Annotated in this window: 17 protein-coding genes; 6 read left to right on the top strand and 11 right to left on the bottom strand. The window is 50.6% G+C overall.

What is annotated here, in order from left to right; all coding sequences use genetic code 11:
* Positions 1-15 precede the first annotated feature (15 nt).
* The 3 genes from ABDW72_RS14280 to ABDW72_RS14270 form a co-directional block, all read right to left on the bottom strand.
* Entirely contained in the window at positions 16-642 is a 627-nt protein-coding gene (locus ABDW72_RS14280) for an OmpH/Skp family outer membrane protein (protein WP_347159257.1), read from the bottom strand.
* 85 nt (positions 643-727) lie between these two features.
* Positions 728-2,047, bottom strand: coding sequence for a tRNA (N(6)-L-threonylcarbamoyladenosine(37)-C(2))-methylthiotransferase MtaB (gene mtaB, locus ABDW72_RS14275; RefSeq protein WP_347159256.1), 1,320 nt, complete (start codon positions 2,045-2,047; stop codon positions 728-730).
* A 163-nt stretch (positions 2,048-2,210) separates the two neighbouring features.
* On the bottom strand, positions 2,211-4,049 hold the full coding sequence (locus tag ABDW72_RS14270; protein ID WP_347159255.1) for an LTA synthase family protein: 1,839 nt from the start codon (positions 4,047-4,049) through the stop codon (positions 2,211-2,213).
* Positions 4,050-4,313: 264 nt separating this feature from the next.
* On the opposite strand from ABDW72_RS14270, the gene ABDW72_RS14265 reads away from it, so the two are divergent.
* Positions 4,314-6,506: a glutamine synthetase III family protein gene (locus tag ABDW72_RS14265; protein WP_347159254.1), complete on the top strand. Its 2,193-nt coding sequence runs from the start codon at positions 4,314-4,316 to the stop codon at positions 6,504-6,506.
* A gap of 150 nt (positions 6,507-6,656) precedes the next feature.
* Here the strand turns inward: ABDW72_RS14265 and ABDW72_RS14260 are convergent, their stop codons facing one another.
* The 4 genes from ABDW72_RS14260 to ABDW72_RS14245 form a co-directional block, all read right to left on the bottom strand.
* Entirely contained in the window at positions 6,657-7,169 is a 513-nt protein-coding gene (locus ABDW72_RS14260) for an FKBP-type peptidyl-prolyl cis-trans isomerase (protein WP_347159253.1), read from the bottom strand.
* Between the two features lie 116 nt (positions 7,170-7,285).
* Complete coding sequence (locus ABDW72_RS14255) at positions 7,286-9,229, bottom strand: AAA domain-containing protein (protein WP_347159252.1); 1,944 nt, start codon at positions 9,227-9,229, stop codon at positions 7,286-7,288.
* Positions 9,230-9,382: 153 nt separating this feature from the next.
* Positions 9,383-9,952 (bottom strand): hypothetical protein, encoded by a 570-nt coding sequence (locus ABDW72_RS14250; RefSeq protein ID WP_347159251.1) that lies wholly within the window; start codon positions 9,950-9,952, stop codon positions 9,383-9,385.
* A 44-nt stretch (positions 9,953-9,996) separates the two neighbouring features.
* On the bottom strand, positions 9,997-12,270 hold the full coding sequence (locus ABDW72_RS14245) for an efflux RND transporter permease subunit (protein WP_347159250.1): 2,274 nt from the start codon (positions 12,268-12,270) through the stop codon (positions 9,997-9,999).
* Positions 12,271-12,516: 246 nt separating this feature from the next.
* Between ABDW72_RS14245 and ABDW72_RS14240 the strand changes: the two genes are divergently transcribed.
* The 4 genes from ABDW72_RS14240 (at position 12,517) to ABDW72_RS14225 (ending at position 18,369) form a co-directional block, all read left to right on the top strand.
* Positions 12,517-13,311, top strand: coding sequence for a thymidylate synthase (locus tag ABDW72_RS14240; protein ID WP_347159249.1), 795 nt, complete (start codon positions 12,517-12,519; stop codon positions 13,309-13,311).
* A gap of 36 nt (positions 13,312-13,347) precedes the next feature.
* Positions 13,348-14,775: an amidohydrolase family protein gene (locus tag ABDW72_RS14235; protein ID WP_347159248.1), complete on the top strand. Its 1,428-nt coding sequence runs from the start codon at positions 13,348-13,350 to the stop codon at positions 14,773-14,775.
* A gap of 69 nt (positions 14,776-14,844) precedes the next feature.
* Positions 14,845-15,600 carry an MBL fold metallo-hydrolase gene (locus ABDW72_RS14230; RefSeq protein ID WP_347159327.1) on the top strand — a complete coding sequence of 252 codons (756 nt, stop codon included), beginning with the start codon at positions 14,845-14,847 and terminating at the stop codon, positions 15,598-15,600.
* 108 nt (positions 15,601-15,708) lie between these two features.
* Entirely contained in the window at positions 15,709-18,369 is a 2,661-nt protein-coding gene (locus ABDW72_RS14225) for a SusC/RagA family TonB-linked outer membrane protein (protein WP_347159247.1), read from the top strand.
* Positions 18,370-18,513: 144 nt separating this feature from the next.
* On the opposite strand, the gene ABDW72_RS14220 is transcribed toward ABDW72_RS14225, so the two are convergent.
* Entirely contained in the window at positions 18,514-19,665 is a 1,152-nt protein-coding gene (locus ABDW72_RS14220) for a Gfo/Idh/MocA family protein (RefSeq protein WP_347159246.1), read from the bottom strand.
* Positions 19,666-19,883: 218 nt separating this feature from the next.
* Here ABDW72_RS14220 and ABDW72_RS14215 point away from each other — a divergent pair, with 218 nt between their 5' ends.
* Positions 19,884-20,171 carry an Rdx family protein gene (locus ABDW72_RS14215; protein ID WP_347159245.1) on the top strand — a complete coding sequence of 96 codons (288 nt, stop codon included), beginning with the start codon at positions 19,884-19,886 and terminating at the stop codon, positions 20,169-20,171.
* Between the two features lie 73 nt (positions 20,172-20,244).
* Here ABDW72_RS14215 and ABDW72_RS14210 read toward each other — a convergent pair whose 3' ends face one another.
* The 3 genes from ABDW72_RS14210 to ABDW72_RS14200 all read right to left on the bottom strand — a co-directional run bounded on the left by ABDW72_RS14210 (position 20,245) and on the right by ABDW72_RS14200 (position 23,167).
* Positions 20,245-20,961, bottom strand: a complete 717-nt coding sequence (locus tag ABDW72_RS14210; protein WP_347159244.1) for a 3-ketoacyl-ACP reductase — start codon at positions 20,959-20,961, stop codon at positions 20,245-20,247.
* 218 nt (positions 20,962-21,179) lie between these two features.
* Positions 21,180-22,040: a prephenate dehydrogenase gene (locus ABDW72_RS14205; RefSeq protein ID WP_347159242.1), complete on the bottom strand. Its 861-nt coding sequence runs from the start codon at positions 22,038-22,040 to the stop codon at positions 21,180-21,182.
* 65 nt (positions 22,041-22,105) lie between these two features.
* Positions 22,106-23,167, bottom strand: a complete 1,062-nt coding sequence (locus ABDW72_RS14200; RefSeq protein ID WP_347159241.1) for an oxidoreductase — start codon at positions 23,165-23,167, stop codon at positions 22,106-22,108.
* Positions 23,168-23,314: the final 147 nt, after the last annotated feature.

The raw sequence follows: 23,314 nt of genomic DNA, 5'->3' as shown, positions 1-23,314 counted from the left end.
AGCTGCTTCTAAAGCTTACTTCTTACTTTTTGGCTTGCTTGATTCAGCTTTTTCTGAATAATATTTTTCATTCAGCGCAGCCAGTACTTCCTGCGTGATATCGAGGGAGCTGTCGCCGTAAAGGATAGCGCTGTTACCACGGGAATACGTCAGCACCATTTTATAACCTTTGTCCTGGCTCAGTTGCTTCAGGTAAGCCTCTACGTTGTCGTAGATCTTCTTCATCTCTTCAGATTCTTCGCTAGCCAGCTGTGTACTGGTGGTCTGGTTCAGCGTTTGGAGTTGCTGCTGGGTCTGCTGCAGGCGCTGCTCCGTGCTGGCACGCTGCTCATTTGTCATACCTTGTGCCGACTGCTGGTAACGGCCCACTTCCTTCTGAAAGGCATCGGCTTTGGAGCGCAGGTTGGCTTCTGCTTTCTTGCTTTTATCCTCCAGGCGGGTGCGTACATCCTTGAAGTATCCATAGTTGGCCAGCAGTGAATCGGAGTTAACGTAAACGATCTTCTCGCCTGGCGCTACCGTCGATTCGGTGTTAGCAGTAGTGGCAGGAGTTGTTGCGTCAGCGTTAGGTTTTTGCTCCTTGTTACAGGCAGTCATCAGGGCAGCAGCGGCTACACCCAGGGCAATGTTAGATACTTTCACTTTCTGAGATCCTTTATGGTGGTTAAAATCATTTTTGAACGGAAATATAGGCTTTTTTTGCTTCCAACTTTAGAATAAGCTGCTTTTAATGCTTCAGCACTTCCGAAAACGTTTCTTCGGCTTCCATTAAGCCGCTAGCATTCAGGCCGGTGAGGCGCACGTGCCTGGTTTCGTTGATCAGCACCGGATCATACTTGGCAGCTACGCGCACATAGTTCTCTGTCCAGCCTTCCATCACGCCGTCTTTTACATCATCTTCGAACAGCACCGTAAACTCACGCCCGATGTTCTGCTCGTAGAAATGGTGCTTCTTTTTCTCCGAAAGAATGCGCAGCATATCGGCGCGGCGGTTGCGCTCTTTTATACTTACCTTACCAGGCATATTGGGAGCTAATGTGTTTTCACGCTCTGAATAAGGGAACACGTGCAAGTAACTCACATCCAGGCCATTGATAAAGTTGTAGGTCTCCAGGAAATCTTCATCTGTTTCGCCCGGGAAACCTACGATCACATCCACACCGATGCAGCAGTGTGGCATTAGCGCCTTGATGGTAGCCACCCGGTCAGCATAAAGCTCGCGCTGGTAGCGGCGGCGCATTAGCTTGAGAATCTTGTTGGAGCCCGACTGCAAGGGCACATGAAAGTGCGGCATAAAACGCTGGCTCTGGCTCACAAAGGCAATGATCTCGTTGTTCAGCAGGTTTGGCTCGATGGAGGAAATGCGGAAGCGCTCAATGTCACTTACCTTATCCAGCTCTTGCACTAACTCAAAGAAAGACGTCACACGCTTGCCGTCCTGCAGACCAAAGTCGCCGGTGTTCACACCCGTCAGCACAATTTCTTTCACGCCTGAAGCGGCAATTTCCTGTGCCGATTTCACCACGTTCGCTATACTATCCGAACGGCTGTTGCCCCGCGCCAGGGGAATGGTGCAGAAGCTGCAGGAGTAATCACAGCCGTCCTGCACTTTGAGGAAGGTGCGGGTGCGGTCGCCAAATGAGTAGGAGTTGTGGAAGGTGTTGGCTTCTGAGATCGGGCTGGCAAAGATTTCGGCTTTGTCTTTCTTCTCAAATCCAGCCAGTATGTCTACTAACTGGAACTTCTCAGCAGCACCCAACACGGCATCTACCCCAGGAATTTCAGAAATTTCCTGCGGCTTTAGCTGCGCATAGCAGCCCACAATGGTTATAAATGCATTAGGAGAGTGCTTGAGCGCCTCCTTCACAATCTTGCGGCACTTTTTATCGGCATTATCCGTGACAGAGCAGGTATTGATCACGTAAATGTCCGGCGTGTCCGTAAACTCCACTTTCTCAAAGCCCCGCTCCTGAAACAGGCGACCGATGGTGCTTGTCTCCGAATAATTGAGCTTACAGCCTAATGTATAAAACGCTACTTTTTTCATAATCAGGGGGCAAAGGTATAAAATTTCCGGCGTAGCTGCCAGTAATTCTGTATCCGGTAAGTGGCTTTTTAGTAAGATGTTGAAGGCTGAATGCTTCCGATTCTCTCTAAATCAACCTCACATATACTTCTTCTGCCTGTAAGTATAAACAAAGTACCGAGCATCATTCCTGCACAAAGTCTTCATAAGAGTACTGCATGTAAGCTTTGCCATTCTCCACCTGCTCTGCTGTTACACCCGGATCTTTGGTGATGAAGTTCTTCGCCACATTATCAAAAGTAAAAATCCCTTGTGGTGTCACAAATCCGAAGCCATCATTAAACACATAAAAAGCAAAAGGATAAGTACTTGGCGCCAGCAAGTTGCGGCCCCACTTGAACTGCTTGTGCGCTAAACCCAACTGCGCCAGCAGAGTAGTAGCAATATCTGTCTGGTCGCCGATGGTGGCCACCTGCAGTCCGTGGGTTTGCAGGGCACCACCCGTAAGTATAAAAGGGATGCGAAACTTACGGGGTGCATGGTTGGGGTCATCGCCTGGCATGGGGTGGCCGTGGTCTGCAACCAACACAACCAGTGTATGTGCCCACCAAGGCTGCTTTTTAGCCTGCTCCATAAAGCGGCCAAGTGCCCAGTCAGTATAGTAAACGCTGTTGCGGAACTTGGCCTCGTTTGAAGTACCCGGGAATTTGGCCGGAATAGGAATCTCATATGGTTCATGGCTGCTGAGCGTATACACAGTAGTGAAAAAGGGCTGTTGCTGCTGGTTCAGGTCGTGCAGCACGCGGTCGAATAACACATGATCGTGGGCGCCCCATTTGGAGTTGTAACTGGAACTAGGGAAATCATACTTGTCGATGAGCTTGTCGTAGCCGCCGTTTAGCAGAAACGATTTGATGTTGGCAAACTCCAGCTCTCCGCCATAGTAATAACTGGTGCGGTACCCCTGTTTGGCAAATACTTTACTAAGCTGCGGCAGCTTCTCGGTTTTTTGCGGGTATTTGATGATGGAAGTGATCGTTTGCACCGGGTAACCACCCAGCAGGGCCACCATACCTTTTTCGCTGCGGTCGCCGCTGGCATACATATTGGTAAAGCTTATGCCTTCCGATGCGAGTTTATCCAGGTTTGGTGTCACGCCCTTTTCGCCGCCCAGGCTTTCTACAAACTTGGCCGTGTAACTCTCCAGAATAATAAACAGCACGTTCGGTTTCTTTTCGGTTAGATAGCTGACAGCAGAGTCGGAAGTAGCGGCGTAAAGTGCCTGCACCCGTTGTTGCGCCTCCTGCACCGGCATATAATGGTAGGGGTTCTTGGTTGATTTTTTATAGCGGAGCAGCGCCTGCATCAGGTTCCAGGGCATATTTACACCGGCATGGTTGGCAAAAGGCACATCCGAGAAGTAGGCAGAACTCTGGTTAATGGGAATCTGCTGCCAGCCGCCCCGCATGGGTAGCACCAGCAGGATGAGCAAACCGAAGGCCCCGGCCACCCGGCCCCATTTCAGCACTACAATTTTAAAACGCTTGGCATCAAAGTATAACTTGTACAGGAGTATGAACCCCGCACTCAGCACAAAGGCAATAAAAGTGAGGAGCAGCACGGGTGCTGCTGCGGCAGAAGCCATCATCTCAGTGGGCGTGTTCAGGTACTGCAGCGGCGTGGCATCTAGCCGAAATCCCCAGTAAGTATAGAGTTCGAGGTCTGCGCTCAGCAGCAGTGAAAGCAAAACCAGCAGCACAATAGTATAGATGCGAATTAAAAGACCGGTTTTAAACCGCGGGAATACAGCCTGCACGAGCACCAGCAGAAAAGGAATAACGCAGAGGTAAGCTGTAAAGGACATGTCCAGACGGAGGCCATACGCAAAGGTACGCGCGATATCGCCGGCGCTGAGCAGCTGCGACTGTGCATAGTGGAAAAGCAGAAAAGCTGCCCGGGCTACTATAAAGTAAAGTACCCAGAATAGGAAGTAGAGCGGCTGAAAGTATAAGGGTCGTTTCACCTCACAAATATAAAGTATAAGTATAGCCAAGGCTAACGCACTTGGAACGGGAATGCCACCGCTTAAACAGAGTCCCTACAAAGAAAAGGGGGGTAGTAAATAATTTAAGCTATTTTACTACAAAGAGGGTGTTACAACAAAGAGGTATGTTGAAAAATATTTAAGAAAATACGTTATACCCTATCAAATTTATACCTTAGTGATTTGATAATTATTTTTTCTATCTATATTTGGTAAAATTTAACCAAACCCTTCCCAATTCTCATGGCTAAACTCCGATTTGATGCGCTGGAACTTGTAAATCAGCGTAATGTAGGAGAGGTTGTAGCTACCTCTTCTAAAATATCCGATTATTTTGGTGAAAATGTATTTGGTCTGGAGGCAATGCGCACAACCATGCCTTCTGACTATTTTAAACGTCTGAAAAAAGCGATCCAGTCTGGAGAGAAGGTAGACCGCGCCCTGGCAGACGCTGTTGCTGCCGGAATGAGAACCTGGGCGATGAGCAAAGGCGCCACCCATTATACCCACTGGTTTCAGCCCTTGACTGGCTCCACCGCCGAGAAGCACGACTCTTTCTTTGACCTGACACCGGAAGGTGAAGCCATTGAAAACTTTAAAGGCAGCGCCCTGGTACAGCAGGAGCCGGACGCCTCTTCGTTCCCGAACGGCGGCATTCGCAATACCTTCGAAGCCCGTGGTTACAGCGCTTGGGACCCTTCGTCACCTGCTTTCCTGATCGAGAATGGCAGCACCAAAACGCTTTGTATCCCTACTATTTTTGTGGCTTACACCGGTGAGGCCCTGGACTATAAAACTCCTTTGCTGAAGTCGCTAAAGTTGCTGAACGATGCCGCTGTGCCTGTATGCCAGTACTTCGATAAAGATGTAACCAAAGTAAATACCACCCTCGGTATCGAGCAAGAGTATTTCCTGGTAGATCGGGCCTTGTATGATGCCCGTCCGGACCTGATTATGACGGGCCGTACCATGTTTGGCCATGAGCCGGCAAAAGGACAGCAGCTGGAAGACCATTATTTTGGCAGCATTCCGACTCGTGTGCACGCCTACATGGTAGACTTTGAGCGGCAGGCGCTGCGCCTGGGTATTCCGCTGCGCACCCGCCACAACGAAGTGGCACCGAACCAGTTTGAGTGTGCTCCTACCTTTGAAGATGCCAACCTGGCAGTGGATCACAACCAGTTGCTAATGGATATTATGGACCGCGTTGCGGAGCGGCATAACTTTAAAGTGTTGCTGCACGAGAAGCCCTTTAAAGGTGTGAACGGCAGTGGCAAGCACAACAACTGGGCGATGAGCACCAACACCGGAGTAAACCTGCTCTCTCCGGGTAAAAAGCCAAAGGAGAACCTGCAGTTCCTTGTTTTCTTTGTGAACACCATCAAAGCAGTTTATACATACGCAGACTTGCTGCGCGCCAGCATTGCCTCAGCCAGCAACGACCACCGCTTAGGTGCAAACGAGGCGCCCCCGGCCATCATGTCGGTGTTTGTAGGCCAGCAGCTTACCGCAGTGCTCGACGAACTGGAGCGCACCGCAAAAGTGCCCATGGAAAAAGGGGATAACATGTACCTGAAGCTCGGCATTGACAAAATACCGGAGATCCTGCGCGACAATACCGACCGCAACCGTACCTCGCCATTTGCTTTCACAGGTAACAAATTTGAGTTGCGTGCAGTAGGTTCTTCCGCCAACACATCTTCTCCAATGACGGTGCTGAACACCATCGTGGCAGATCAGCTGATGCAGTTCCGCAAGTCGGTAGATGAGCTGATCGACGGACAAGGTATGAAAAAAGAACTGGCCATCATTCAGATTCTCCGCGAGTATGTGGGCGAATCCAAAGCTATCCGCTTTGAAGGAAACGGCTACTCCAAAGAGTGGGAGGAAGAGGCTGAGCGCCGTGGTTTGTCTAACATCCGAACGACACCCACCGCCCTTGATGTATACAGCCGTCCGGAAGTGAAGGAGCTATTTACCAAGTATGGCATCTTTACGGAAGTGGAGCTGCATGCCCGCCACGAAATCTTGCTGGAAGAATACATTAAAAAGATCCAGATTGAGTCCCGCATTATGGGCGACCTGGCCGTGAACCACGTCATTCCAACAGCCATTATCTACCAGAATAAGCTGATTCAGAACATCCGTGGATTAAAAGAGCTGGGACTTGAAGATGAGTATACCCAATCTACTATCGAGAGCATCAAGAAGATGTCGAAGCACATCAGCTCGATTCAGAAGAATGTGGAAGATATGATTGAGGCCCGTAAGGTGGCCAACAAAATTGAAGATGTACGGGAGCGGGCAATCGCCTATAACGAACAGGTGCTGTATTTCTTCGAGCCAATCCGCTACAGCGTAGATAAGCTGGAACTGATGGTAAACGACGAAGACTGGCCACTGATCAAGTACCGGGAGCTCCTGTTCCGCAGATAAAATGTATAGTTATAATTCACATAAAGGCACTCCACAGGGGTGCCTTTATCTTTAAGCACCTTTTAGCCGGTGAGCTGCTGGTTATTCTTGGTAAAGAACAAAAAAGAGCAGCCTTTCGGGCTGCTCTTTTGCTTTATAGGTGCTGGCAATTTAATGATGGTGGCCACCGGCGCCATGTACGTGTCCGTGATCGAGCTCCTCTTTCGTTGCCTCCCGTACGTCTTCAACTTTACCTTTAAAGGAGAGGGCTTTGCCGGCAAGCGGGTGGTTAAAGTCCATCTTTACTGTTTCGCCGGTTACAGCAACTACGCGGCCCTGCAGCTGGTTTCCCTCGCTATCAGACATAGGTATAAAATTGCCTTCTACCAGCATATCATCCGGCACGGTGCCTTCCACTTCAAACACATTCAGTGGCAACTCCACTAACGCGTTTTCGTCAAAATCACCATAGCCATCTTCTGGCTCCAGTTTAAAATCAAAGGTATCGCCGGTATTTAGTCCATCCAGTTTATCTTCGAATTGCTCAGGCAGTCCGCTCATCCCGTAGATAAACACCATCGGATGCTCTTCGTTAGCTGTTTCTACCAGGTTTGGTTCTCCGTTTTCATCTGTAATGCGAAGTTCGTAGGTGAGCGTAACTACTCTGTTTTTCTCAATTTTCATGTTTCAAAGGTTATGATTTCACAAGTTTGGTAAGGTACGGATTTCAGCAGTTAATTCTTAATCAGAATCCAGTTGCTGCCAGAAGCCGCTCTTACGGATTATACCTTTCCGCGGTACTAAGGCATACATTCAGTCAGTTCCCAGGCGCTGCGATAGGCATTTATACTTTCTACATATGATAGAAACGCGGCATAGAACGGATGGTTACTTAAGGTGGCACTGTCGCCCATTATCACCAGTTTTTTCTTCGCCCGGGTCATAGCCACGTTCATGCGGCGTATGTCTGCCAGAAAGCCGATCTCACCGGTTTCGTTGCTGCGCGTCATACTTATATAGATGATGTCGCGCTCCTGCCCCTGGAAGCTGTCAACAGTACCTACGGAGAGCTCCCGTCGCTGCCGCAGATCATGTAGCAGCGGCATGTGCTCCACCCGGTCCTGCAGGTAGTTAATCTGGGCGCGGTAAGGTGCGATCACGCCAATGCGCAAGTGTTCAGTCGGCTCCCCGGCTTGTTCGTAATCCTTGAGCAGGTGCACGAGATGGTTGAGCAGCAGGTTCGCCTCATCCGGATTAGCCGAGCTGCTGCTTTCCGGGGTATCTACTTCGTTGTAGCCACAGCCAGCCGTATCAATAAATTCGACCGCTAAACCGGGTGCAAAGTCAGGGTGGAACTGGTGCAAATCGCTGTTCCGGACACTTTCATGGGCCTCCAGCTCTCCTTTGTAAAATTGCTGGTTCGAGAACTCCATGATGTGGTGGTGCATGCGATATTGTGTCTTTAGCATCACGGCTATTTCCGGCTGCCGTTCGATGCATTTTTCGAACAGCGTTTTACCTAGCCCGCCCTTTTCCGCCTCAAAAGATTTTACGGTAGGTGGCAGTTGGCAGTGGTCGCCCGCCAGCACGACGCGTTTTGCCCTAGAGATGGGTATCCAGCAGGCTGGTTCCAGCGCCTGTGCTGCTTCATCAATAAAAACGGTATCATACTCCAGGTGACGAATGGACTTATTCGCCGCACCCACCAGCGTACACGTAATCACCTGCACATGGTTCAGCAGGTCTTCGGTGATGTATTCCTCCACGCGGTCGGCCTCCTCCAGCAGGCGGTGGCTTTCGGATTTAAAGAACTGGCGCTGTGCCCGCTCCTCATGCCCAAATTTGCGCTTAAACTGAAAAGCCATTCGCCGATACTCTTCCGCCGTTTTGCGGTATTCCTTCAGGTTCTTATAGGAGCGGTGATTCATCACCTGCGCATCCAGCGTATGCTCCAGCAGCACATCCGAAACGCGTGATGGGTTGCCAATGCGGATCACATTCACACCTTCGTTCGCCAGCTTTTCGGTGAGTAGGTCTACGGCCGTGTTAGATGGAGCCGTAACCAGCAGGCGCTGCTGCGTTTCCAGCGTTTTAAGTATGGCCTGCACCAGCGTGGTGGTTTTGCCTGTACCCGGAGGGCCATGTATAATCGCGACATCTTTTGCCTGCACAATTTTGCGCACTGCTTGGTTTTGAGAAGGGTTGAGGGATGGGATGTCAGTCATCTGCTCATCTGTAAAACGGGGAGCCACATCGCCCAGCAAAATGTCGCGTAGCTCCGCCAGCCGCGTCTTATATGCATCGATCACCTTTTTCATGGCAATCTCCATCTCGCGGTAGCTCATCTCATCAAAGGTGAGCTCAATGCCCAGACGGCCTTCCTCCACCCAGTCAGGCAAGTCTTCCTTGTTGGTGGCCAGTAAAATCTTATTCCGCTTCAGGCCCACGATCACGCCGCTCAGGTTGTGGCGCTCCCCACCGTTGCTAAATAATGCAGCCGTTTTACCCGACTGAAAAAGGTGCAGCTGGTCGCGATCTTTTGTGCGCTCTAGTTCGAGCACCACTTTGCTTCCAAAGCCAATTTCTTCTTTTGTGATTGAAACAGGATACCAGCAGAATCCCATTGCTTTGCGCTCGGCAATGGTGCTTTTCTGGCTCTTGAGCCGGTACTGCTGCCGGTCTTCTTCCTGTTCTATCTTCAGCAGTTCCTGAACCTGCTTCAGTTCATATAGTATTTCGCTCATGTAGATCAAAAAAGAAGGGCTGGTTGTATGTGCCAGCCCCATCAGTATATATTATTAGCTGTTTACAAATGCTGCAAAGGCAGCTGCATCTAAACATAAATCAGGCCGGAAAAACTCCCTACGCTTTGCTTTATACTTGTGCAAAACATTCTTTTATTTCACAGCTTTCTTCTTTTTACCTTTCGTCAGTGCGTTGCTCAGCCTAATTTGCAGGAATACCGCATAAAGCAGAAACAGTAAGGCCGCCACAGCAAGAATAGCGATCACCCGGTCTTTGCCGTAGCGCAGGTCGTCTTTGCCTTTTAACTGTTCCTGCAGGTCGTGTACCGTTCGTTCCCGCTTTTTTACCGCTACCTGCAGTACTTTGATCTGGCTTTGCAGGTCAGCAATACGGGTATTCACAATGCGCTGGTCCTCTACCGTGATCTTTCCTTCCCGCTGATTTTCAACGGTGCTTTCGGCTATCTTTCTTATACTGGCTACTTTGATGGCGCCAATCAGCTCCGAGTCTTTGTTGATGATCTTTTTAAGCGTTTCAATGATGTTGATCAGATCCTTCTTCGACTTTTTACCCCAAAAATTGCTGTTCTGCTGGGCATAGAACTGGTACTCCAACACCAACTGCTCCCGCTCATTCATCAGGTTTGTCAGCCTGTCGTCCTGCGCCTGCACGTGCAGCACCTGGAGGCATAAAAGGGCAAATACCACAAACATCTTTCTCATCGCTTCATCCAGTTTAAATTAACCATCATACAAAGATGGCTAACCTAATCGAAAAGCGCTTTACTTTTTTTGCCGGGGCGATAAAAAAGCAGCACCAATATAGGCAGCAAGTATAAGTCGCCGATGACAGCAAAGAACAGGGTCAGGCTCACGAAAAGACCGACATAGAACGTGGCATCAAAGGAAGAGAACAGCAGCGTCAGAAAGCCAGCCACCAGGATACAGGAGGTGATGATAATAGCCTTTCCGGCTGAAATAAAGGTGCGCTTCACGGCATAGGGCAGCGACTGTCCTTTGCGCAATTCCAGTCGCAGTTTGCTCAGGAAGTGAATGGTATCATCCACCGCAATGCCAAATGCAATGGTGAAGATGATGGACATGGAGACTGTCATGTTGATATGCAGGAACCCGATAATGCCCCCGATCATCATCAAAGGGATTATGTTGGGGATCAAGGAAATGATAACCATTCGTAGCGAACGGTAAATCAACCCGATGATGACGGCAATAACCATGAAAGCGATGAGCAGGCCCTGCATCATGTTGGCTACCACATACTCGTTGTTTTTGTCGAGCAGCAAGGCACTGCCTGTCAGGCGTGTTTGCAGATACTTGGGATTGATATTTTGCCGGATGAAGGTACGCAGCGAATCGTTTTTTAGGGTAGCTGCTGCGCTGCCGATATCCGCCATTTTGCCGTTCAGCCGTCCTTCCTGCGCATCAGGGGTTACGAGCGCCCGCATCTCGCTACGGTTCCGGAATGCTTGCAGCTGTTGCTGTATGCGGCGCAGTTGCTGCTTTGAATCGGGTAATTTATAGTAGTCGTTCAGGCCGCCGTTTTGCGCCCGGTTTATGGTTTTCACCAGGCTGGCAGGGGAGGAGATGAAGTTTAAACCATACGTGCCATACAAGTAAGCTTCCAGTTTATCTATCTCCTGCAGCACTTCGCGGTCGTAGAGCGTATGGCCCGGAGCAGCCTCTAAATGCATTTCAAACGGACGAACACCGGAGAACTTATGTTCAAAATATTGGAAGTCCTGCACAATAGGATCCTTGTCTCCCAAGTCTTCCAGAATAGTGGTGTCTACCTTTACCTGTGCGATACCGACGAGTGAAACAAGCGTAATCAGCAGGCTAGTAGCCAGAATTGCTTTGGGGTGGTGCAGAATAAAGCGCAGCATACGCCGCAGCAGCACAGGCCAGGAATAGCGTATGTTCCGTGCTTGCACGGGCTTAGGCCGCTTTACCAGCACCATTAGCGCCGGCAGCAGTGTAAACGCCAGCACATACGCGAGCCCCACCGACACGGCCGTAAACACGCCGAACTTACGAATAGGAATAATGGCCGTGGTCAGCAGCGTCAGGAAACCGACAGCCGTGGTCAGCGACGTGAGAAAGGTGGCCAGACCAACTTCCTTCAACGTTACTTTAATCGCCTGTATCTTTTCCGTTCCTTGCCCCAGCTCGGTCAGGTAGCGCGAGAGGATATGAATGACATCGGACATGCCCACCACAAACATGATCGTGGGCAGCAGCACCGTCATCACATCGATTGGTTTATTGAACAGGCCCATCACGCCCATCGCCCACACGACTGAGAGAAGCACGACCACCAAGGGCACCAGCACGCCCCAGAGTGTGCGGAAAGTGATCCAGAGCACCAGAATGACCAGCAGGATAGAGGCTGACATAAACACCGCCAGTTCTACCTGCATCTTGTCCACGAAAACAGCCTGAGCCAGCGCTTTACCAGCAATGTGATGGTTTGGGAGTCCCAGTCTTGCTAATTCGTTGTTAATAGCTGCCACCAAGGTATCACTAGCGGGCTTCTGCAGGTTATCGGAGGTCTGCACGAAGAGCGAAACAGCCGTAGCATCTTTGGAGAAAATAGTGCCCACCAGTTCGCGGGTGCTGTAGATCAGGGCCGAGTCACGGGCAAAACTTTCCGGCTGATCAGGGTGCAGGTAAGGGATCTCAAAATAGCCGAACGTTTCGATCACCGGGCTCTTGACCGTAGTAGGCGAGAGCACCGCTTCGATGTGCGGCTGGCGCTGAATAAAGTGTGTCAGGCTATCTACCCGCTTCAGGAAAGCTGCATCAAAGAGGCTTTTGCCGTTATCGAGCCCAATGAGCAGGTAATCATTGTCGTTGCCGAACTTTTCTCTAAACTTAAAATAGTAAGCCAGATCGGGGTCGCCTTTCGGAAAGAAGTTATCAAAATTGTAATCGAAGCGGAGGCGGGAGGCATAATAAACGCTACCTACCGACAGCAGGGCTATCAGCAGGAGCACCAGGTAACTTAATTTGCGGTAATTCAAGGATTCCGGAGGTGAAAATGTGCATACGTTTTAACGCAAACACAACCTGTTAGTATGCATTTTGTTTCAGCACCGTGCATACCAGCGCATTACCTTAAAAGCGGTGTCGTAAACCAGCTCAAGCAAAAGCTTCTCAATCGAAGCGACACAGTTTTTATAGCTGTTGCAGTTCCTAGAATCCGGAGTAGAAGGCAGCACCCTTTCGAAATTTCTCCTATCTTTAAGCTCCACACAAGACTATAAACCATGAAGCAATATTTAGACCTGATGCAGCACATCCTTGACCACGGGGTAAAGAAAGAGGACCGGACTGGCACGGGCACTTTAAGTATATTCGGCTACCAGATGCGCTTTAACCTGGCCGACGGCTTTCCGCTGGTAACGACCAAAAAAGTGCATCTGAGATCGATCATACATGAGTTGCTTTGGTTCTTGAAAGGCGACACCAACATTGCCTATCTGAAGGAGAATGGCGTCAGCATCTGGGATGAATGGGCGGATGCCAATGGCGAACTCGGGCCGGTGTATGGCTCGCAATGGCGCAGCTGGCCCACGCCTGATGGCCGCCACATCGACCAGATCGCGCAGGTGGTGAACCAACTGAAGCACAACCCAGACTCGCGCCGCATTATTGTGAGCGCCTGGAACGTGGGAGAGATTGAGCACATGAAATTGCCGCCCTGCCATGCTTTTTACCAGTTCTACGTGGCTGAAGGCAAGCTGAGCTGCCAGCTTTACCAGCGCTCTGCCGACGTGTTCCTGGGCGTCCCTTTCAACATCGCTTCCTATGCCTTGCTGGTGCTGATGATGGCGCAGGTCACAGGCCTGGAGCCCGGCGAGTTCATCTGGACTGGCGGCGACACGCATTTATACTTAAACCACCTGGAGCAGGCCCAAAAGCAACTGTCCCGCGAACCACGCGAATTGCCAACCATGCAGCTGAACCCGGAGATAAAGAACATCTTCGACTTTACCTTTGATGATTTTGAGCTGGTGAACTATAATCCCCATCCGGGTATTAAAGCGCCTGTGGCGGTGTAAAGAACTCCTTCCTCTAAAAGCTAAATCTTTTAACACATGCTAAACCCCTTTCGCACCTGCCTCTCCGCCATCCTGTTCTGCAGTGCCGTTGCCACTAGCCAGGCACAAAGCTTTACGCCGCAGGTAAGCGAGTTTATCAAAACTAAAGCCAACGTGATTGCCCTCACAGATGCAAAAGTAATTGACGGGACCGGCGCAAAGGCAAAAGAGCACCAGACAATTATACTTCGGGATGGCCGTATTGAGAAGATTGGCAGCGCTAAAAAGGTAAAAGTGCCGAAGGAGGCGGAGGTGATCGACTGCTCCGGCAAAACGCTGATTCCGGGACTAGTGATGCTGCATGAGCATTTATACTATACGATGCCGCTGGAGGGCTTCTTCAATATTGCGGAGATGCCCGGTACCTTTCCGAAGCTATACCTGGCGGGTGGCGCAACCACGATCCGCACGGCCGGAAGTATAGAACCGCAGACCGACCTGACACTGAAGCGCCTGATCAACGAAGGTAAGCTCGTTGGTCCTAATATGGATGTCACGGCACCCTATATCGAAGAGCCTGGCTTTGATATTCCCGCGCTCAACACCATACATGGTCCGGAGGATGCTGCCCGCAGCGTGAACTTCTGGGCTGATAAAGGCTGTACGTCTTTTAAAATGTACATGCATGCCACCAAAGCCGACCTGGCCGCTGTGGTACGGGAGGCGCACCAGCGGCACCTGAAAGTTACCGGTCACCTGTGTGCCATCACCTACCACGAGGCCGCCGAGTTGGGCATCGACAACCTGGAGCACGGCTTCCTGGCCAGCACCGATTTTGCCGCAGGTAAGCAGGAAAATGCCTGTCTGGACAATGCCCGGCAGTCGCTCTTGAAGCTGGATGTGAACAGCCCGGAGATGAAAGCTTTGCAGCAGTACCTGATTGGGCAACACGTGGCCATTACCTCTACGTTGCCCGTGTTTGAGCCTTATACGAACCGGGAAGCAGTACTGGGTGGTGGGGAAGAAGCGCTGCTGCCGGAACTACGCGAGAAGATGATCGCTCAATGGCAAAAAGCGCAGCAGCACGACTCAGCTAGTGCTGCATTGTTCAACAAAGAACTGGCGTGGGAGCGGCAGTTTTACAAGGCGGGTGGCTTGCTGGTAGCCGGCACCGACCCAACCGGCGCCGGCCGAACGATTGCCGGCTATTCCAATCACCGGCAACTGGAGCTTTTAGTTGAAGGTGGCTTTACGCCGGCCGAAGCTATCAAGATCTGTACCTTGAACGGAGCTTTATACTTAGGCAGAGAAAAGGAGATCGGCACCATTGAGCAGGGCAAAAAAGCAGACCTGGTACTCGTAACTGGCGACCTGGAAAAGGACATTCGGCAGATCAGGCACACAGAGATTGTATTTAAAGGGGGTGTTGGCTTTGATGCACCTAAAATATTTAACTCTGTGAAAGGGAAAGTGGGGCTGAACTGACGTATAAAGGCCAGGCAGAAACATTTTCTGGCAGCTCCTGTTACTTATCAAATTTGAAAAACTATGATCATTAAAACTACATTCACTTTACTCCTGAGCATGCTGGTGTCGCAGGTATTCGCGCAGCAGCCTACGCCCGATCAGATTCAAACGAAAGAAGGGATGCTAACGGTACAGCCGATACAGCATGCTTCGCTTGTGCTTAGCTGGAACGACAAAACCATTTACGTGGATCCGGTTGGTGGCGCTGAACCTTACGCCGGTCTGAAAGCGCCGGATATGATTCTGATCACGGACATTCACCAGGACCACCTGGACCCGCAAACGTTGGATGCCCTGGATACCAAAGGCGCTACCTTGGTGGTACCACAGGCCGTAGCTGATAAGCTGCCAGCCAAGTATAAAAGCCAGGCAGTTATACTTGCTAATGGCAAGAGCACCACGCAACTGGGGATTCCGATCAAGGCAGAGCCCATGTATAACCTACCCGAATCGGCTGACGCCATGCACACCAAAGGTCGTGGTAATGGCTATATTTTAGAAATGGGCGGCAAGCGCGTCTACATCGCCGGGGATACGGAAGGCACACCGGAAATGCGTGCGCTTAAGAACATAGATGTCGCTTTTATTCCAATGAACCTGCCTTATACCATGGACATTGACCAGGCAGCCAGTGCCGTGCTGGATTTCAAACCCAAGGTCGTATACCCATACCATTACCGCGGCAAAGACGGCCTGAGCGACGTGGAAAGTTTTAAGAAGCTGGTAAATGCAAAAAATAAAAGTATAGATGTGCGGCTGCTGACCTGGTATGCGAAGCAGTAATTTAAAAATTTTGTAACAGGAAGGGCACAGGCAATCGCTTGTGCCCTTTTTATTTATATATTTATATGTTTGATTTTAAGTAGGACTTCCATCTTTTGCCGGTAGCAAATGAAACCGTTTTTTCTCCGCAGGTCCAAATACCAGCGTATTAGCAGCCTTTGTGTTGGTTTTACCTTTCTGAGTTTAACGCTTGCTGCCCAGCAGGCACCCTCCGACACTGTAACGATCGGGTATTGCGAGCGGAGCACCGTGCATGTTGCGGCTGCTCAGACTACGCTTGCCGCAAGTGCCTTCAACGTTGGGATGATCACCACCACATCTCAGTTGCTGACAGGAAAACTAGTGGGCCTGCTGATCACGCCAACGGGCGGAGCACCCGGAGCAGCCGACAGGATGCTTTTTCGGCAGGGTGTTTCATTGCAGAACGTGAGTACGCCACTGGTGGTGCTGGATGGTATACCGCTTGACAGCCATGGCATTTTAGGTGCTGATGATCCGTACAGCTTCCTGAACCCGGAAGATATTGCAACGGTCACGTTGCTGAAAGATGCCGCTGCGGCCGCTATATACGGAAGCCGGGGCACTGCCGGCGTGTTGTTGATCACCACAAAAAAAGGGCAGGTGGGTAAGCAACTGCACGTTTCCTTTTCCACAATGGGGGCCTTATCCTTGGTTCCTGAAACGGCTGCTGTTCTCTCTGCCGATGCGTTTCGCGCGAGGGTGCACCAGTATGGGAGTGAAGCACAGCAAGCGCTGCTGGGCGAGGCCAACACAGAATGGCAAGCAGCTATCTACCATAAGGCCATCAGCACCAGGCAGAACCTGAGTCTGCAAGGTGGTCTGGGTGCTTTGCCTTACCGGTTGTCACTCGGTTATCTAAACCAGAACGGCATCCTGAAAACCTCCGGCTTCTCCCGGGCATCGGCTGCGCTTATACTTTCTCCGAGTCTGCTGAAAGAGCACCTGAAACTTGTTTTAGACCTGCGGAGTGCCCGTCTCCATACCAGTTTTGGCGATCGGAACGCCATTGCCGGGGCCGTGCGATTTGACCCGACACAGCCCTTAAAAGCACAGAATGCCTACGGCGGCTACTTTACTTACCTAGCGCCCGACGGTAAGCCTAACCCTTGGGCGCCCGCCAACCCGCTGAGCCTGCTTGAGCAGCAACAAGACGACGGTATTTCCAACAGAAACCTGGCTAACCTGACGGCGCGCTACACCTTTCCTTTTCTGCACGACTTGCAGGCAACTGTGCATGGCGCCTATGATCACGCTGCCAATGCACGTACCTTCAGCGCGGCTGCTGCTATGGCTCGTTATGCTGATAAAGGCGGCAGGCAGTACACAAACGAGCAAACCCTAGATAGCCGGTTACTGGAGTTTTACCTGAACTATGGCCATTCGTTTAGCAGCCTCAACGGCAGGGTAGACTTTACGCTAGGCGCTTCAGAGCAGAAATTCGAACAGGAAAACAACTATGGCCCCACTCGCGATGCCCAGGGAAATATGCTGGATTCTTCCACAGGGTATAATTCCAGTGAATCACGGCTGAAAGCATATTTTGCGCGGGTAAACTATACCTATGCTAACCAACTGGAACTGAACGGTACCCTACGCCGCGATGCTTCCCCGCTTTTTGCAACAGATAACAGGTGGTTTTTGTCCAGAGCCCTGGGTGTTGCCTGGCACATGCAGAAAGACGGAACAGACACGGAAACACCTCCCTTCCCGCAGCTCACGTGGCGGGCAAGTTATGGCGTCACCGGCTATGCGGACGTCCCGTTGGTGCAGCCACTGAATACCTATGGAGGAGGCGTAAGTTCTTTCATGGCTAATCCTGATCTAACGTATGAAAAGGTCAGGTCCTTTAACCTGGGCCTGAATGCGGGCCTGCTGCACAACAGGCTAAAGGCAACAGCAGACTTTTACAGCAGAACAGCAAAAGATCTATTCCTGCTGATGTCCCTTCATTCTGGTACCATGAACTATGTGTACCTGAATTCCGGGAGCTACAGGTCCAGCGGCTTGGAATTATACTTACGTTTCAAGGTGCTGCAGAAAGAATCGCTGACCTGGCAGTTAGGATTAAATGGCACATACAACCGCAACAAAGTGCGGGACCTGGGCGAACATGAAGCTGCTTTTACCGCTGGTCAAATTGTTGGTGACTGGGGGGGCTATATTCAAACGGTTAAGCCAGGTTATCCCTCAGGGAGCTTCTATACTTATCAGCAGGTATATGGCCCCGATGGCAAACCGCAGGAAGGAGTGTATACGGATAGAGACCAGGACATGACAGTGACACACGAAGACCGTTATACCACTAAAGTTGCTACGCCGAAAGTATACGTTGGCCTTAGTTCTGAATTGGCATACAAGCGCCTCAATGTTTCGTTCCTGCTGCGGGGACAAGCTGGCAACCATACGTATAACAACACAGCTGCCGCCAGCGGATCATACATAAGCATGCTGAACAGCAACAGCTATTTATTCAACGCCTCAGCCAGCATACAGGAGACGAACTTCAGGTCGCCGCAGTTTTTTTCAGATTACTATATTGAGCGAGCTGCATTTCTGCGGATGGACTATCTGAGCCTGGGTTATACTTTCGGGAGCAGCAAAACCTCGCTTCGGGCAACAGCCACCCTGCAGAATGCCTTTCTCCTGACGCGTTATTCTGGTCAGTCACCAGAAATTGCTGGCGGTCTAGACGGCTATTCGTATCCGCTGCCCCGCACCTTTTCGCTTGGGCTGCAATTGACACGTTAAACTTTCCAGTGCTGAATTCTGTATCGTTTCAGAACTTATTACAAGTATAAACAAGCAGCCCTTATGCAATATAGGCCTATCATTCGATAGGTATGCTGCATAAGGGTAGCATAATCTCTGCTGATACTTTCAAACGTAGCTGAATCAGACTAATACTCTTTTGCCGGTGCGCGCTGCCTCGTAAATAGCCATCAGGATCTTCACATCCCGAAGGCCCATTTCGCCGGGCACTTTCGATGGCTCGTTTTTCCGAATACTTTGTGCGATGCCGTCCATTTGGCGGGCTTGCTGGTTTACGTTAGGCAGGTTCATAGGGCCTTTGCTGGTTTTGCCCTGCAGGCCAGCATAGCCATAGGCCGGTTCCAGGCGCCACCAGCCATTTGCCGCTTCGCCATACAGGTAACCCACATTCTGGTTATAGCTGGTGTTACAGTCCGCTTTCACGCCATTCGGAAACTCCATCTGCCAGCGGATAGACTGCTCCACTTCATCAAAAAGCTCTGGCCGTGTAACATCGCCGAACTTAGCGGTTACAGCTACAGGTGTTTGCCCGATCGTATAGCAGGCACCCTGCACACAATAAATACCCATATCCATCAGCGGACCGCCGCCAGCCAGTTGCTTGTCCAGCCGCCAGCGGTTTTTGTCGTTCATCACAAACCCATTCTCCGTCTCAATCTTCTTTACCGGCCCAAACACCTGCTGTTGTCCCAGTTCCATCACGCGCAGGTTGTGTGGCTCGTAGTGCAGCCGGTAACCAATAGAGAGCGACACGTTATTTTTATTGCAGGCATCTATCATGCGCTGAGCGTCTTCTACAGAAGTGGCCATGGGCTTTTCGCAGATCACCTCCTTTTTCGCATTGGCAGCACGTACCGTATACTCAGCATGCATGGCATTGGGCAACACCACATATACAATGTCGATGTCCGGATTATCTTTTATCTGGTCGAAGTTATCGTAGTTATAGATGTTTTTGTCGGGGATGTTATACTTCTTTTTCCAGATTTCCGCTTTAGAGGGTGTGCCGGTTACAATGCCAGCCAGGTAGCAGTGCTCCGTTTCCTGCAAAGCAGGCGCCAGCTGATTGGTGCTGTAGCTGCCAAGGCCCACCAGTGCCACGCCAAGCTTTTTGGTTTGTTTCTGGTCTGTTGCGCGCTGCTGTTCTTCCGTGTTGCCGGAGTGGCAGGCACTGAAAGAGACCAGCGGAAGACCTAATGCGCTGGTTCCTATAACCAGCGAAATACCCTTTAAAAAGTCACGGCGCTTGTGATTAAACGTGTTGTCATTCTTCATGGCGAAACCAGCTTGGTGGATGGGATTATTAAAGACAGTATATGTATAAACCAGAAAAAGGTTGATCATTACTTGTAAGATATTGAAAAAATCGTTCAATGGATATAGCTTTCCCGAGGATCGGAAGCAAACATGTATAACATTATAATTAGTAAGTGCGGAGCAAAAGCAATGAATAGCCTGCCTTTTTGTGAAGCAGATGAGAGAGAATCAAGTAGATGCTAAGTATAAATACACCACGCATAGAGATCATGTACTGCACGCAATGCCGCTGGCTGCTGCGAGCCGCCTGGATGGCGCAGGAACTGCTGACGACTTTTCAAACTGAATTAGGAGAGGTGGCGCTGGTGCCTGGCACAGGAGGCGTTTTCGATGTGCGGTTAAATGGCGAGCTGATCTACTCGCGAAAAGAGCAGGCACGTTTTCCTGAATCGAAGGAGCTGAAGCAATTGGTGCGGGACCATATCGCGCCGGATAAGCCGCTTGGCCACAGCGACCGGAAATAACCGGAAAGCAAAAGGCCCGAAGTATACCTCCGGGCCTTTCCAGGCTTAAGCTTATACTTGAACCTTATATAATCTAAGGATTAGTGGACCATAAACCGGCTTCTTTTACAAAAACGCGGCGGTTCAGCTTCAGTTGCGAGATAATCAGTTCGGCAAAATCTTCCGGCTGCATTACCCGCTCCGGGTTGCCGTCGGTAAGTTTCAGGTCGATGGCCATTTCAGTGGCAACGGTGCTTGGGGTGAGAGTGGTTACGCGGATATTATGCTTGCGCACCTCCTGCATCAGCGACTCTGACATGCCAATCAGGCCAAACTTAGAGGCACTGTAGGCACTGGTAACAGGCGCCCCTTTCTGACCGGCGGTAGAGGAAATATTGATGATGTCTCCGGTCTGGCGCTCAATCATTTCCGGCAGCACGGCACGTGTCACATAGTAGGGGCCCAGCAGGTTTACACGGATGATGCTTTCCCATTTCTCCGGCTCCATCTCCAGAAACTTAGCAAAAGCACCTACACCTGCGTTATTAATAAGTATGTCGATGGGGCCTAACTGCTCCCGCGCCTGCATTACGGCTTCGTTAACGGCCTCTATGTTGGTTACATCAGCTGTAACAACGGCTGCTTTCACGCCTTTGGCCTGTACCTCGCCAGCTACATCCTCCAACTGGCTTGTGGTGCGGGCCAGAAGCGCCACATTTACACCTTCCGCTGCCAGAGCAATGGCGATAGCGCGGCCAATACCTTTTCCGGCGCCGGTTACCAACGCATTTTTTCCTTGTAGTGATTCCATAGGTAGGTCTTAAAGTTTGTAGATACAAATATAAAGAACGGCAACAACTCTAAAAAGATACCTCTAATCAAGGGCTTACGTTTACCTTCCCAAATAGAGAGCATGGCTGTCCACGCAGTATATGCCTAATGCAGTTTTAATGCACCAAGGAAATGAACAAGTATAAATTCGGGAGAAGTCGCAATGAGGAAAGCTCAAATTTAAATACGGGAGGCGCGTTATCCCAGTATACGACGGATATCATTGGCTTTGTCCATAAGGGCTTTAGCTTGGGCTTCGTCTTCGGCATCTATTATTTCCTTAAACTGCTGCAGTTGTGTGATGTAGCTGCCTAAGGCTTCAGAAACATTCTTCCTGTTTTGCGTGAAAATCGGCGCCCACATGTTAGGCGAGCTTTTGGCCAGGCGCACCGTGGAAGAAAAACCACTGCCGGCCATGTCAAAAATATTTTCCTCGTCTTTTTCCTTATCCAGCACCGTTAGGCCTAAGGCAAAGGAACTGATGTGACTCAGGTGCGACACATAGGCCAAGTGCAGGTCATGGGCGGTCGCATCCATGTAGCGAAGCCGCATTTCCAGCCGCTGACAGAGCTCCTCTACCTGCCGTAGCGCCTGCAGAGTGCTCTTTTCCGGCTCGCAAATAATCATTGTCTTCCCCTGTAGCAAGGAAGCAAAAGCGGCTTCAGGTCCTGAGTATTCGGTACCGGCAATCGGGTGAGCTGCCACAAACAGCCCTCGCTTCGGGTGATTTTCTACTGCCTGGCAAATTAGCTCTTTCGTAGAGCCCATATCCAGGACAATGCCGCTTTCGGGCAGTTGGTCCAGCACAGACGGCAGTAGTTGAGCGATTGCATTTACAGGGATGGCCAGCACCACCAGGTCGGCTCGCCGAACGGCTATTTCCAGTGGCAAAATTTCATTCACAATACCCAAAGCCAGCGCTTGCCGGGCATGCTCAACATTATTATCCACGCCCAGCACCTGGATGTCGCTATACTTGTTTTTTAAACCTAAGGCAAAAGAGCCGCCCAAAAGGCCAAGCCCGATAATTGTAAGTGTCTGAATGGGGTGGTCTTCCATAGAAGTGCGTTTAAGCTATGGCTAGCGTCTGTAGGTTATGCCGTTAAACGAAGTGGGGGAGTATTTTAATCAAAAGGAATCGTTCGTTTCTCTTTACTGCTCTGCTGAGCGAGTTCAATCACGCGAATGGCGTTGCGTGCCTGCTCCGGTGTTACGATCAGCTCACGTTCACCACGAATTGCCGCATATACATTTTCGTACAGTCCGGTATAGTCGCCGGTTTCACTTGCAATTTTGCCGTGAAGTTCCAGCCCATTGTAGGTGGTGTTGAGTGTGCCCCAGAGCTCCTGCGGTTCGCGGCCCCAGGTGGCGTTTCCTTCCGGTGTCAGGCCTGCTTTCAGCGCCTCTTCCTGCACATCCATACCATACTTCACAAATGAGCCCTGGTCGCCATGCAGGATAAAATGCGGCCCCAGTTCTTTCACTAGCATACCCGTTTTCAGCGTCACTTTCAGCTTCTCATACTGCAGTATCACCTCGGCATTGTCGATAATATTGGAATCCTGCCGTTGTGTGCGCACATCGCCGTATACTTCCTGCGGTGTGCCAAAGAGGTAGAGTGCCTGGTCGATCAGGTGCGTACCCAGATCATAGAGAATGCCGGAGCCGGGCAGGTTTTCTTCTTTCCAGGTATTGGGTTTGATCTGGTTCCGGAACCTGTCGAAGTGCGCTTCATAGGTCACCAGGTTGCCTAGCAGGTTGCTCTCCAGCACTTTCTTCACAGTCTTGAAGTCACTGTCCCAGCGACGGTTCTGGTATACTGTTAATATTTTCTGCTGCTGTTTAGCCAGTGCGATCAGCTCTTCCGCTTCACCTGAGGTAATGGTAAACGGCTTATCGACCAGCACATGCTTGCCCGCCTGCAGCGCTTCTTTTGCCAGCGCAAAGTGCGTGTTGTTCGGCGTAGCCACCACCACCAGGTCTATTTTTTCGTCCTGTAGTATGGCGGCTGTGTTGTTCACAACTTTTGCAGCAGGATAGCGCGAATGGATGAGCGCGATATGCTCTGGCCGGGTTTCGCGGATGCTGGCCAGCTTGAAACCAGGCACCCTGGAAATAAACGGAGCATGAAAAACCTGGCCGGCCATACCGAAACCAATTAATCCAACATTTATTTTTTCGCTCATACAGCTGCTCTTTTCGTAGAAGTGTTTTTTAATAGCAGCTTTAACGCTTGCCGCCGTCCTATCCTTCAAAAGCTAAGGTAACAAACAATTCGGAATGACGGCAGCTTCACCGCAAAAGTTAGGGCTGCTGCCGTATCTTTACTGCGA

The organism is Pontibacter chitinilyticus (genome assembly GCF_039748935.1).
In the GTDB taxonomy this organism is placed as follows: domain Bacteria; phylum Bacteroidota; class Bacteroidia; order Cytophagales; family Hymenobacteraceae; genus Pontibacter; species Pontibacter chitinilyticus.
This window is presented reverse-complemented; position numbering and strand designations above follow the sequence as displayed.